The organism is Streptomyces sp. bgisy159 (genome assembly GCF_057707805.1).
In genome coordinates, this window is record NZ_JBYIQX010000037.1 from 1 (window position 1) to 11707 (window position 11707).

Sequence of the window (11707 nt, forward strand, 5' to 3'; positions counted from 1 at the left end):
CCCCCCCCCCCCCCCCCCCCCCCCCCCCCCCGCTGCCGTCGGCGGGGCACCGGTCAGTCCCGGGTGCCGAGCTGCTCCTTGAGGGCCCGGTTCTCCTCCGTCAGCATCCGCAGCCGCTCCCGCACCGGTTGCAGCGCCTGGGCGAGTTCGGCTTCCGAGTAGCGCGGGGTGATGTGCTTGGGGCAGTTCCAGAAGATTCCCTCGACCCGGATCACCATGAGCTGTTCGAGCGGGCCGTCCGTGCGGACGTCGGCGAGCGCCTCGTGGAGTTCCGGGTGCCGCGCCGGATCCAGGGTCTCGGCGCGGCCGAAGATCTTCAGCCGGGTGGGCTGCGCGTAGTCCATGAAGAACAGCGACACCCGGTCGTCGGAGCGCAGGTTGCCCGTCGTGATGTACTGCCGGTTGCCGCGTACCTCGACCCAGGCGAGTGTCCCGGCGTCCAGCACGTGCACGAATCCGGGCGGCCCGCCGCGAAACTGAACGTAGGGCCAGCCGGCCTCACCGGTGCTGGCGAGGTAGAACCCGTCGCGGGCCGAGATGAAGGCCGCTTCGGCGGGGCCCAGCCGGTCGGGCTCCGCGGAGTCGAGCGCGAGCAGCCGCGCCATGGCCAAGGCGCTGCCGCGCTCCTCCTGAACACCCCGGACGCTCTCGGTGAATGCCAACTGTGCATACCGGCTCATTCGGTCCCCTCCGGTCGTCGCCGCCGAAATGTGCTCGATCATCGACCTTATCGACCCCGCCTCCGCCCGCAAAGGCAAGCCGGCTCCGGCCGGCTGCACGGCACCGCGGCCCCCCGGCGGAAGCGCGCGGCCCCCGTCACGGGCGTCGGCCGCCTCCGCGTCGGACCCCGGTCCCCGGGCGGCCGTCCCCTGGCGGCCGTCGTCGGGGCCGCCTTGGATACGCTGGCCGCGTGGCCAGGGGAGAACAGGACGAGACCGGTGGTGGACCCGCCGCCGGGGCGCCCGGGGACGCGCAGAGTTTCGCCGTCGCCCTGCGGCGGACGATCGGCGAGGTCAACCGGCTCGTGCACGGGTTCGCTCAGGCTCAGGGACTGCACCCCACCGACGTCCAGGCACTGTCCTTCGTGCTGGACAGCCCCGACCCGCCGACCCCTGGGCAGCTGCGTGAGCACCTCGGGCTGACGTCGGGCGCCGTGACGGCGTGTCTCGACCGGCTGGAACGTGCCGGGCACGTCCGGCGCATCCGGGAGAGCGCCGACCGCCGGATCGTCCACGTGCACTACGTCGAGGGGGCGCGGGCCGCCGCCCGCACCTACTTCATGCCGCTCGCACGGGCCGAGGAGCAGACCCGCCGTCAGTTCGACGAGGGCGAGCTCGCCGTGGTGCTGCGCTATCTGACCGCGCTCAACACCGAGCTGGGCCGGCTGCGCGTGCCGCGCCGCTGACCGCGGACCGGCCCCGGCCCCGGTCCCAGCCCCACTCCCGGTCCCGGCTTTCGGCGTCGGAGCCGGAGCGTCGGGAATCGGGCCGCCGACACCGCATCCACCGGACCGTCTGAGGGCGAAGGAAGTGTGCCATGCTTCAATCTCTCTCAATCATTGAGATTGTTACTGCTCAAGATGATTGCTGATCGAGTTATCCGTGTCCGCTTGGAGTGTCATGTCCCGAATGCCGCGCTGGGTCCTCCGGTCGCTGCCGCTGCTCCTGGTCGTCGTCTGGCTCGCCGTCGGCGGCGCCCTAGGCCCCTTCGCGGGCCGGCTCGGCGAGGTGGCGACCAACGATCAGGCCGCCTTCCTGCCCCGCAGCGCCGAGTCGACTCGCGTCATCGAGGCGCAGAAGGCGTTCCGCCAGGAGGAGTCGCTGCCCGCGGTGGTCGTCTGGACCGCCACCGACGGCGGGCGCCTCGCGCCGGACGTCCGGGCGGAGGCCACCCGGGCGGTGGCCGGCCTGGAGGGCCGGCCCGGCGTCCTCGGCGCTCCCTCTCCGGCGCTGGCGTCCACCGACCAGGAGGCGCTCCGCGCGGTCGTGCAGCTCCGTCCCGATCTCGGGGAGGAACTGCCCACCGCGCTGGCGGCCGTGGAGAAGGCCGCCTCCTCGGTGCCGGGAACCACCGTGTGGATCACCGGCCCCGCCGCCACTCAGGCCGACCTGTCCGACGCCTTCGCCGGCATCGACGGGCTCCTGCTGGGCGTCGCCCTCGCCACCGTCCTGGTCATCCTGCTGCTGGTCTACCGCAGCGTGCTGCTGCCCCTGCTGATCATCATCGGCGCGGTGTTCTCCCTCGGCCTCGCCTGCGCGGTGGTCTACGTGCTCGCCGACCACGACGTCGTCCGCGTCGACGGCCAGGTGCAGGGCATCCTGTCGATCCTGGTCATCGGCGCCGCCACCGACTACGCCCTGCTGCTCACCGCCCGCTACCGCGAGGAACTCGCTGCCCGCGACGGCGAGCGCGTCCCCGCCATGCGCGCCGCGCTGCGCCAGTCCGTCGGACCGGTCACGGCCAGTGCCGCCACGGTGGCCCTCGGACTGCTGGCCCTGCTGCTCAGCGACCTGACCAACAACCGGGCCCTCGGGCCGGTGGGCGCGATCGGCATCGCCTGCGCCGTGCTGAGCGCCCTGACGTTTCTGCCCGCCGTGCTCGTCCTGCTCGGCCGTGCCGCCTACTGGCCCGCGAAACCCCACACCGCTCGCGCCGAGGAGCACTCGGTCTGGCGCCGGGTCGCCGCGCTGGTCGACCGCGCCCCCCGCAGGGTGTGGGCGGGCACCCTCGCCGCGCTGCTGGCCTGTGCCGCGTTCTGGCCCACCCTGGAGTCGAAGGGCGTTCCGCTCGACGAGATCTTCGTGAACGACGCCCCCTCCGTCGCCGCCCAGGCCACCCTCGCCGAGCACTTCCCCGGCGGCGCCGGGAACCCGGCCGTCGTGATCGCCGACGCCGGGTCGGCCGCCGAGGTGCGGTCCGCCGCGGCGGGCGTGAAGGGAGTCGACTCCGCCGACGTCGTCACGGTGTCCGGGCGCCCCGGCGCCGGTGAGCCCCGGGTCGTCGACGGACGGGTCATGATCGACGCCACCCTGGCCGACGGCGCCGACACGGACGCCGCCAAGGCCACCGTCGCCCGGCTGCGGACGGCCCTGCACGCACTGCCCGAGGCGGACGCCCTGGTCGGCGGCTACACCGCCCAGCAGTACGACACCCAGCGCACCGCGGAACGCGACCGGACCCTCATCGTGCCCGTGGTGCTCGCGATCATCCTGGTGATCCTCGTCGGCCTGCTGCGCGCGCTGCTGCTGCCGCTGCTCCTGGTCGCCACCGTCGCGCTCAACTTCCTGGCCACCCTGGGGGTGTCCGCGCTGGTCTTCGACCACGTCTTCGGCTTCAGCGGTACCGACTCCTCGGTCCCCCTGTACGGGTTCGTCTTCCTGGTGGCCCTGGGCGTGGACTACAACATCTTCCTCATGTCCCGGGTCCGCGAGGAATCGCTGCGCCACGGCACGAGGGAGGGCGTACGCCGCGGACTGGTGGCGACCGGCGGCGTCATCACCTCGGCCGGCGTCGTCCTCGCCGCCACCTTCGCGGCGCTGGGCGTCATCCCGCTCGCGTTCCTGGTGCAGATCGCCTTCATCGTGGCCTTCGGGGTCCTGCTCGACACACTCGTGGTGCGCTCGCTGCTGGTGCCCGCGCTCGTGCGCGACCTGGACCGCACCGCCTGGTGGCCCGGCTCGCTCAGCAAGGAGGAACCCGCCGGGAAGGGTGTCGCATCCGGGGACGCGGTACCCGCCGAACACGCGGAGAGGACCTGAGGCCGACGAACGGGAGAGGTGGTCACGTGCCTGCGGTGCGCGACACGACGGATGTGCTGGTGGTCGGGGCCGGTGTGGCCGGTCTGGCCTGTGCCCGGGACCTGCTGACGGCCGGCGTCGACGTGCGGGTCGTGGAGGCGAGTGACCAGGTGGGTGGACGGATGCGCTCCGACCGGGTCGAGGGCTTCGTCGTGGACCGCGGGTTCCAGGTGTTCAACACCTCCTACCCGCAGGTCCGGCGCCGGCTGCCGCTGCGCGTCCTGCGTCTGAGGCCCTTCACCCCCGGCGTCCTCATCCACAGCCCGCGCGGCCGGCTGCGCTTCACCGACCCCACCCGCCGCCCGCGCACGCTGCCCGACCTGCTGCCCGGGCGGCTCGCCGGACCCCGCGACCTGGCCGCCCTCGGCGTGCTCTGCGCCCGGGACATGCTGGCTCCGCCCCGCCTGCTCAAACGGCTCGCCGACACCACCACCCGCACCGCGCTGGCGGAGGCCGGCGTCTCCGACGCGTTCGTCGAGACGTTCTTCCGCCCGTTCCTGTCCGGCGTCTTCCTGGAGGACCGGCTGGAGACCTCCGGACGCTTCTTCCACCTCGTGTGGCGGAGCATGCTGCGCGGCACCCTGTGCCTGCCCGCCGACGGCATCGAAGCCGTACCCCGGGCCCTGGCGGACGCCCTGCCCCGGGGAACCGTCCTGCGGGAGACACCCGTGGAACGGCTCACCGACGACGGCGCCCTGACGGCCGGGGGCCGGGAACTGCCCGCGCGCGCGGTGGTGGTCGCCACCGGCCCCGGCCCCGTCACGGCCCTGATGCCCGGGGTCGCCGTGCCCGCCTACCGGACCGTGACGACGTACTACCACGTGGCGCCCCGGTCCCCGCTCGACGAGCCGACGCTGCTGGTGGACACCCGGCTCCGCTTCCTCAACACCTGCGTCCTCAGCGAGGTGGTGCCCGGTCACGCCCCGCCCGGCCACACCCTCGTCGCCACCTCGGTGCTGGGCCGCGACGCGGAGGGCAGGGAGCGGGAGGTCCGGACGGCGGTGGGGGAGGCGTACGGCACCGGCACGGACGGCTGGGACCTGCTCACCGTCCGCACCGTGGACCAGGCGCTGCCCGCCATGCCACCCCCGCAGCCCCTGTCACGGACCACGCGGGTCGCCGCGGGCCGGTACGTGTGCGGCGACCACCGCGCCACCGGCTCCGTACAGGGCGCGCTGGCCTCGGGGGCGCGCGCCGCGCGCGAGGTGCTGCACGACCTGCGCGCGGGGTGACGTTCCCGAGGCCGGCCGGCACTCACCCGAACGGAGCTGCAACCGTTCACCGCGGTCCCGGGGAAGAGCCGGCAAGAGCGGACGGGACACCGGTTCCGTCGTGGGAGGGCGCTCGGCGGCACGACAGAGGAGACGCCATGCGGCTTCGCGACGAACTTCCCGTGGACCACCGGCTGGCCCGGGTGTACCGGTACGGCGCCGGCCTGTGCGGGGTGATCCTGCTGGTGTTCGGCTGCCTGGGGTTCGCGGACCGGCTCAGCCCCTTCGACACCGACGGGACCCGGATCGCGGGAATGCCGACCAACGGACTGCTCAGCCTGATCTCGGTCCTCGTGGGACTCGCGCTGATCGCGGGCGCCGTGGTGGGAGGCAACTTCGCTTCCACCCTCAACATGACCGTCGGCTCACTGTTCCTGCTGAGCGGCTTCTTCCACGTCTTCGTCCTGGACCGCTCCGCCAACGTCCTGGACTTCGGCATGACGAACGTGATGTTCAGCTTCGTGATGGGCCTGATCATCGCCTGCTTCGGCATGTACGGCCGGGTGTCGGGCAGGCTGCCGCACGACAACCCCTACTGGCGGCGCCGGCACCCGCGCGAGGCCGCCCACGAGTCGGTGGCGGCGCGGCGCCGGGCCCGCCAGAGCGCCCTGGGCGCCGCACGGGGCGGTGCGTCCGCCCCCGCGATGACATCCGCAGAGGACTGACGGTGCTCCCGCGCCGCCTCACCAAGCGGGGCCGCCTCGCCAAGCGGGGCCGCCTCGCCAAGCGGGGCCGCCTCACCAAGCAAGGCCGCCTCACCAAGCAAGGCCGCCTCACACAGCAGGGCCGCTTCACCCAGCAGGGTCCCTTCACGGCGCCGGGTCCCTTCACGGCGCCGCGCCGCTTCACCACGCCGCATCGACTCACCGCGACACATCGCGTCACCGTCGACGGGACAGGAGACGGACCATGGAGCTGACCGGCGCCCGCGTCCTGGTGCCCGGTGCCACCGGTGCCATCGGCGGTGCCCTGGCCGAGCGGCTGCACCACGAGGGGGCGCGGGTCGCCGTGGCGGGCCGCGACCCGGCCCGGCTGGCGCGGGTGTCGGCCGCCTGCGGCGACGCCCCGGCCCGCCGCTTCGACGCCTACGACCTGGACGGCTGTGCCCGCGCGGTCCCCTGGGCCGTCGCCGAACTCGGCGGTCTGGACGCGGTGACGGTCTGCGTCGGAGTCGCCGGGTTCGGCCCGGCCGAGAAGGTCGGCGACGTCGTCGCGGAGCACCTGCTCACCGTCAACGCGCTCGCCCCGATGGCCGTCCTGCGCGCCGCCCTCAGCGAAGTGCCGCCAGGCGGCGCCCTCGCCGCGGTGACCGGAGCCGTCGTGGACGCCGCGCCCGTCGGCATGGCCGACTACGCCGCGGCGAAGGCCGCGCTGGCGGCCTGGCTGGCGTCGCTGCGGCGGGAACGGCGGCGCGCCGGCGTCGCCGTCCTGGACGTCCGGTTGCCCCACGTGGCGTCCGGGTTCGCGGAACGCGCCGTGGGCGGGGCCCCGCCCGCCCTGCCCCCGGGACGCACGGTCGACGAGGCCGTGGACGTGATCCTCGACGCCCTCACGGCGCCCCGGGACTGACGACTCGCCGCACGGTGGTCACTTCGACATGATGAAGTCCAGGGCGAAGCCGGAAGCGGTGGTCCAGTACGTGACGAGCTGGCCGTCGTCCGCGTAGAGGGTGTCGACCGGCATGGGGACGTCGATCGGCGCCCCCGCATGGGAGCCGTCGGCGCGCCCCTGGAGGGTGAGGGTGATGCTCCTCGCCTCGTACTCGTCCCTGGCGCCGCCGCTCACGAGCAGAGCGGCGTAGGCCTCCCGGCCCGGAGCGATGACGACGGGCACACCCGGATCCGGGTCGCTCTCCTCGATCACCGGCACCGTCGTCCGGGCGTCGGCCCCGAGCCGGACGTGCGGGTAGCGGTAGAGCGCGCACTTCTCGTCACCGCTGTTCTGCACGGTGATGAGGAGGTGCCGGGCGTCCTCGGCGTCCGCGGGTTCCCGGACGGCGGAGACTCCGAGGGACTCCTGGGTGCAGGCGGGGACGGCGGCGGTGCCGCCGCCCGGCCGCCCCGACGGCGTCGCGTCCGGCCGGGTGGGGCTCGTCGCTACCGGCCGTGCCGGGGACTCGGCGCCGACCGACGCCTGGGTCGCGCCGGACGCGCCCGACGCGCACGCCGTGGACGCCAGGAGCGCCGCGACCACCGCGGCTCCCAGCACGCCGGGCCTCCAGCCAGTGGGACGTGCCCCGTTCTCGCGGACAGCGGTGTTCCCGGTGTTCCAGCTGTTCCAGCCGATCTTCGCCGTCTTTCCGGTGGTCTTTCCGGTGGTCCTTCCGGTGTTCATGGTGTTCCCCCGTGGTCGGTCGGGTCGGGCACAGCGGCTCTCGACTGCCGCGTGCGAGCAGAACCTGCGCCGGGGACCGCCCTCGCACACCTGTCCCACAGCTCTGTTACCGACCGGGTACAGGGAACGGTCGGTTCCGCCGCAAGGGGGCTTGACTTGAAGCGCGCTTCAAGCCCCTGCCCGGCCGGCGGCCGGAGCGGCGCCGTTACGCTGGGATCATGCCGCGCACCCGCCGTACCGCCCGCCAGGCCGACCTGCTGGAACGACTCGTCGCGCTGCTCACGGCGGAGGGGTTCTCGGACCTCACCCTCGACGACCTCGCCGAACGGCTGCGCTGCTCCAAGACCACGCTCTACCAGCTCGCCCGCAGCAAGCAGGGGCTGGTGGTGGAGGTCGTCAAGCACTACTTCCGGGGGGCCACGGAGGCGGTGGAGAAGCGGGTCGCGCAGACCGCCGTGCCCTCCGACCGTGTGCGCGCCTACCTGACCGCCGTGGCCGAGCAGCTCCGCCCGCTCTCCCGCCGCTTCCTCGACGACGTGGCCGACTTCCCGCCCGCCCGCGAGGTCTACGAGGCGAACACCCGGATGGCGGCCGAGCGGGTGCGGCAGCTGATCGCCGAGGGCGTCGCCGACGGGGCCTTCCGGGACGTGCACGCCGCGTTCGTGGGCGAGGTGGCCGCCGCGACCATGCGCCAGATCCAGCAGGGCGAACTCCAGGCGCGCACCGGGCTCTCCGACGCGGAGGCGTACGAGCAGCTCGCGTCGCTGATCGTGCACGCCGTGGCCTCCTGAGGCCCGGCTCGGCGGAGGCCGCGCTCCGACCGTTACCGGACTGTGCACCGGCACGCGTTGCGCTCGGCTGCCGTACTGGGAATGATACGTTCGTACTCAATCCAGTATCACTTTCCGTGGAGGTCACCATGCCTGCCACTCGCGCCCTGCCGACCGAGGAAGCCGTACAGCTCATCCAGCTGACGCGCACCCTCGCCGCCAAGGAACTCGCACCACGGGTCGCCGACGCGGAGGCGGACGGGGTGTTCCCGCGCGATGTCTTCCGCACGCTCGGCCGCAGCGGACTGCTCGGTCTGCCGTTCGCGGAGGAGCACGGCGGGGCCGGCCAGCCGTACGAGGTCTACCTCCAGGTCCTGGAGGAGATCGCCGCCGTCTGGTCCAGCGTCGCCGTGGGCGTCTCGGTGCACGCCCTGGCCTGCTTCCCGCTGGCCGCCTTCGGCACCGAGGAACAGCGGGCGAAGTGGCTGCCCGACATGCTCGGGGGCGAACTCCTCGGCGCCTACTGCCTGTCCGAGCCGCACGCCGGTTCCGACCCGGCCGCCATGCGCACCCGCGCGGTGCGCGACGGCGACCACTACGTCCTCGACGGCGCCAAGGCCTGGACCACGCACGGTGGCTACGCCGACTTCTACACGGTGATGGCCCGCACCTCCGAGGACCGCACCCACGGCATCTCCTGCTTCCTGGTCCCCGCCGACGCGCCCGGCCTGAGCGCCGACCCGCCCGAGCGGAAGATGGGGCTCACCGGGTCCGCCACCGCCACCATGCGGCTGGACGGCGTCCGCGTGCCCCTGGAGCGCCGGATCGGCGAGGAGGGCCAGGGGCTCAAGATCGCCCTCGCCTCGCTGGACTGCGGCCGGCTCGGTATCTCCGCCGTCGCCGCCGGGCTCGCCCAGGGCGCCCTCGACCACGCCGTGCGCTACGCCCGTGAGCGCGAGACCTTCGGCAAGCCGATCATCGAGCACCAGGGGCTGGCCTTCGTCCTCGCCGACATGGGCGCCGCCATCGAGTCGGCGCGGGCCACCGCGCTGGCCGCCGCCCGGCTGAAGGACCAGGGGCTGCCCTTCACCCGGGAGGCGTCGGTCGCCAAACTCGTGGCCACGGACAATGCCATGAAGGTGACCACGGACGCGGTGCAGGTGCTCGGCGGGTACGGCTACACCCGTGACTTCCCCGTCGAGCGCTACATGCGCGAGGCCAAGGTCATGCAGATCTTCGAAGGGACCAACCAGATCCAGCGCCTGGTCATCTCCCGGGCGCTGGACCGGAACGAGGGCGGTGTGCTCACCGTCCTCGGCAAGGAGTGATGATGCAGCTCGACAACACCGCCGCCCTCGTCACCGGCGGTGCGTCCGGCCTGGGCGCGGCCACCGCGAAGGCACTCGCCGAGCGGGGCGCCAGGGTCTTCGCACTGGACCTGAAGGACGCGGTCGACAAGGCGCCCGAGGTGCCCGGCGTGAGCTACGTGCCCGCCGATGTCACCGACCCCGAGCAGGTGCGGGCGGCCGTCGCCACCGCCGCCGGGTCCGGCGTGCCGCTGCGCACGGTCGTCAACTGCGCCGGCATCGGCCCGTCGACGCGGATCCTCGGCAAGAGGGGCGTGCACGACCTCGCCCTGTACGCCAAGGTGATCCAAATCAACCTGGTCGGCACGTTCAACGTGCTCGCGCTCGCCTCCGAGGCCATCGCCGGGACCGAGGCCGTCGACGAGCACGGTCAGCGCGGCGTCATCGTCAACACGGCGTCCATCGCCGCGTACGACGGGCAGATCGGGCAGGCGGCGTACGCCTCGTCCAAGGGCGGTGTGGTCGGGCTGACGCTGCCGGCCGCCCGTGATCTCGCGCAGTACGGGATTCGGGTGTGCACGATCGCGCCCGGGATCGTGGACACGCCGATGATGGCCACGGTGTCGGAGGAGTTCCGGACGTCGCTGGCGGCGGGGGTGCCGTTCCCGCACCGGTTCGCGCAGCCGGAGGAGTACGCGAAGCTGGCGCTGGCCATCGTCGACCACGACTATCTGAACGGGGAGACCGTCCGGATGGACGGGGCGCTGCGGATGGCGCCCAGGTAGCCGTTCGCCGGGCGGCCCGTCCGTCCGAGGGTTCCTGCCAAGCCGGTCACACGGAGCCCTCCAGGGTCGCCCGCCACAGCGGGCTGTCCACGTAGTGGTTGTCGAACCTGTCCGCGGACTCGGCGATCTCCTTCGGGTCGGCCTCACCGCGCATCACCCGGCCGAGCAGGCGCAGGTAGTCGAAGCGGCCCATGCCCGGGGTGAACACGAACAGGACGTCCGCCTCGCGGCCGGGCGCCGCGGCGAAGGCGTGCGGCGTGCGGGGCGGCACCGCCAGGAAGTCCCCCTCGTCCAGGACGGTCACCTCGTCGCCGACCAGCACCCGCAGGGAGCCGTCGAGGACGAAGAACAGCTCCGTCGCCCTGGTGTGGAAGTGGGCGGGCGCGCCCACCGCGCCCTCGGCGAAGCGGGACCGGTAGCTCGTGAAGCCGCCGGGGGTGCCGTCCGACTCGCCCAGCAGGGTCATCACACTGCTCGGATCGGCGCAGGTCTCGGCGTCCGCGCCGCGGGTCAGCAACGCCTGGAAGGACGGGGTGGTGGGCTCGGCAGGTGTCTTCTCAGTCATGATCACGACCCTATGGTCCGCAGTGACCCGGCGCCTGTGTCATTCCGGCACTGAAATCATGGGTCAATTCGGCACCGGACGCGATCCGCCCGGAGCCCCCTCCTCAGGTCCGGACCAGCAGCCGGAAGTCGAACGCGTAGCGGGAGGCGCGGTAGATGTGGGTCCCGTACTCCACCGGGCGGCCGGTGTCGTCGTACGCGGTGCGCTGCATGGTCAGCAGGGCCGCCCCCGCCTCCTCGTCCAGCCGCTCGGCCTCCCCGGCCGTGGCCGAGCGGGCGCCGATGGTCTGCCGGGCGCTGTGCAGGGTGATGCCCGCCGCCCGCATCATGCGGTAGAGGCCGGTGGACTCCAGCCGGGTCGTGTCGAGGTCGAGCAGGTCCGGCGGCAGGTAGTTGCACAGGCACGCCACCGGCTGGCCGTGGGTGCGGCGCAGCCGTTCCAGTACGACGATCTCGCTGTGCTGCGGGACGCCCAGCGCGGCCGCGACATCGGCGGCCGCCGGGATCCGTTCGTTGCGCAGGGTCTGCGTGGTCGGGCCCTGCCCGGCCGCCTCCAGATCGTCGTAGAGGCTGCTCAGTTCCAGCGGTCTCCTGACCTGGCTGTGCACGACCTGGGTGCCGACGCCGCGCCGGCGCACCAGCAGCCCCTTGTCCACCAGTGACTGGATGGCCTGGCGGACGGTGGGGCGGGACAGGCCGAGCCGGGTCGACAGGTCCATCTCGTTGCCGAGCAGGTTGCCCGGGGCCAGCGCCCCGTGCTCGATCGCCGCCTCCAACTGCTGGGCGAGCTGGTAGTAGAGCGGGACCGGGCTGGTGCGGTCCAGGGCGAAGTGCAGCGCGTCGAGTGCGGAGGTCCTCGCCATCGGCATCTCCTGGGTC

13 protein-coding genes are annotated in these 11707 nt (G+C 73.3%); 9 read left to right on the plus strand and 4 right to left on the minus strand.

Translation table 11 applies throughout. The annotated features are described in order from the left end of the window. Positions 1-53 precede the first annotated feature (53 nt). The gene (locus AC3ET3_RS27670; RefSeq protein WP_432133450.1) at positions 54-680 is read right to left on the minus strand and encodes a pyridoxamine 5'-phosphate oxidase family protein; all 627 of its coding nucleotides are present in this window, start codon (positions 678-680) and stop codon (positions 54-56) included. Positions 681-910: 230 nt separating this feature from the next. Between AC3ET3_RS27670 and AC3ET3_RS27675 the strand changes: the two genes are divergently transcribed. The 6 genes from AC3ET3_RS27675 (at position 911) to AC3ET3_RS27700 (ending at position 6637) form a co-directional block, all read left to right on the plus strand. Then, a complete protein-coding gene (locus AC3ET3_RS27675) occupies positions 911-1405 on the plus strand; it encodes a MarR family winged helix-turn-helix transcriptional regulator (protein ID WP_435613066.1) in 495 nt (164 codons plus the stop codon). A gap of 214 nt (positions 1406-1619) precedes the next feature. Then, positions 1620-3758, plus strand: a complete 2139-nt coding sequence (locus tag AC3ET3_RS27680) for an MMPL family transporter (protein WP_435613067.1) — start codon at positions 1620-1622, stop codon at positions 3756-3758. Between the two features lie 26 nt (positions 3759-3784). Then, the gene (locus AC3ET3_RS27685; RefSeq protein ID WP_432133447.1) at positions 3785-5029 is read left to right on the plus strand and encodes an NAD(P)/FAD-dependent oxidoreductase; all 1245 of its coding nucleotides are present in this window, start codon (positions 3785-3787) and stop codon (positions 5027-5029) included. A gap of 137 nt (positions 5030-5166) precedes the next feature. Continuing rightward, the gene (locus AC3ET3_RS27690; RefSeq protein WP_432133446.1) at positions 5167-5733 is read left to right on the plus strand and encodes a DUF4383 domain-containing protein; all 567 of its coding nucleotides are present in this window, start codon (positions 5167-5169) and stop codon (positions 5731-5733) included. A 2-nt stretch (positions 5734-5735) separates the two neighbouring features. Next, positions 5736-5987 carry a hypothetical protein gene (locus AC3ET3_RS27695; RefSeq protein ID WP_435613068.1) on the plus strand — a complete coding sequence of 84 codons (252 nt, stop codon included), beginning with the start codon at positions 5736-5738 and terminating at the stop codon, positions 5985-5987. After that, positions 5978-6637: an SDR family NAD(P)-dependent oxidoreductase gene (locus tag AC3ET3_RS27700; RefSeq protein WP_435613069.1), complete on the plus strand. Its 660-nt coding sequence runs from the start codon at positions 5978-5980 to the stop codon at positions 6635-6637. Before AC3ET3_RS27695 ends, AC3ET3_RS27700 begins: the two co-directional genes overlap by 10 nt. Positions 6638-6655: 18 nt before the next feature. Here AC3ET3_RS27700 and AC3ET3_RS27705 read toward each other — a convergent pair whose 3' ends face one another. Next, on the minus strand, positions 6656-7402 hold the full coding sequence (locus AC3ET3_RS27705; RefSeq protein WP_435613070.1) for a DUF4232 domain-containing protein: 747 nt from the start codon (positions 7400-7402) through the stop codon (positions 6656-6658). Between the two features lie 218 nt (positions 7403-7620). On the opposite strand from AC3ET3_RS27705, the gene AC3ET3_RS27710 reads away from it, so the two are divergent. From AC3ET3_RS27710 to AC3ET3_RS27720, 3 genes are all read left to right on the plus strand, one after another. After that, positions 7621-8193: a TetR/AcrR family transcriptional regulator gene (locus tag AC3ET3_RS27710; protein ID WP_432133442.1), complete on the plus strand. Its 573-nt coding sequence runs from the start codon at positions 7621-7623 to the stop codon at positions 8191-8193. Between the two features lie 128 nt (positions 8194-8321). Then, entirely contained in the window at positions 8322-9500 is a 1179-nt protein-coding gene (locus AC3ET3_RS27715; RefSeq protein WP_432133441.1) for an acyl-CoA dehydrogenase family protein, read from the plus strand. Between the two features lie 2 nt (positions 9501-9502). Continuing rightward, on the plus strand, positions 9503-10264 hold the full coding sequence (locus AC3ET3_RS27720) for an SDR family NAD(P)-dependent oxidoreductase (RefSeq protein ID WP_432133724.1): 762 nt from the start codon (positions 9503-9505) through the stop codon (positions 10262-10264). 46 nt (positions 10265-10310) lie between these two features. Here AC3ET3_RS27720 and AC3ET3_RS27725 read toward each other — a convergent pair whose 3' ends face one another. Next, the gene (locus AC3ET3_RS27725; protein ID WP_432133440.1) at positions 10311-10829 is read right to left on the minus strand and encodes a cupin domain-containing protein; all 519 of its coding nucleotides are present in this window, start codon (positions 10827-10829) and stop codon (positions 10311-10313) included. A gap of 103 nt (positions 10830-10932) precedes the next feature. Then, entirely contained in the window at positions 10933-11691 is a 759-nt protein-coding gene (locus AC3ET3_RS27730) for a GntR family transcriptional regulator (RefSeq protein WP_435613071.1), read from the minus strand. Positions 11692-11707 lie beyond the last annotated feature (16 nt).

Bases quoted from the DNA above. Each gene is read 5' to 3' on its own strand.
- AC3ET3_RS27670 (WP_432133450.1), bottom strand. From the start codon at position 680: ATGAGCCGGTATGCACAGTTGGCATTCACCGAGAGCGTCCGGGGTGTT.
- AC3ET3_RS27680 (WP_435613067.1), top strand. From the start codon at position 1,620: ATGTCCCGAATGCCGCGCTGGGTCCTCCGGTCGCTGCCGCTGCTCCTG.
- AC3ET3_RS27690 (WP_432133446.1), top strand. From the start codon at position 5,167: ATGCGGCTTCGCGACGAACTTCCCGTGGACCACCGGCTGGCCCGGGTG.
- AC3ET3_RS27700 (WP_435613069.1), top strand. From the start codon at position 5,978: ATGGAGCTGACCGGCGCCCGCGTCCTGGTGCCCGGTGCCACCGGTGCC.
- AC3ET3_RS27705 (WP_435613070.1), bottom strand. From the start codon at position 7,402: ATGAACACCGGAAGGACCACCGGAAAGACCACCGGAAAGACGGCGAAG.
- AC3ET3_RS27710 (WP_432133442.1), top strand. From the start codon at position 7,621: ATGCCGCGCACCCGCCGTACCGCCCGCCAGGCCGACCTGCTGGAACGA.
- AC3ET3_RS27715 (WP_432133441.1), top strand. From the start codon at position 8,322: ATGCCTGCCACTCGCGCCCTGCCGACCGAGGAAGCCGTACAGCTCATC.
- AC3ET3_RS27720 (WP_432133724.1), top strand. From the start codon at position 9,503: ATGCAGCTCGACAACACCGCCGCCCTCGTCACCGGCGGTGCGTCCGGC.
- AC3ET3_RS27725 (WP_432133440.1), bottom strand. From the start codon at position 10,829: ATGACTGAGAAGACACCTGCCGAGCCCACCACCCCGTCCTTCCAGGCG.
- AC3ET3_RS27730 (WP_435613071.1), bottom strand. From the start codon at position 11,691: ATGGCGAGGACCTCCGCACTCGACGCGCTGCACTTCGCCCTGGACCGC.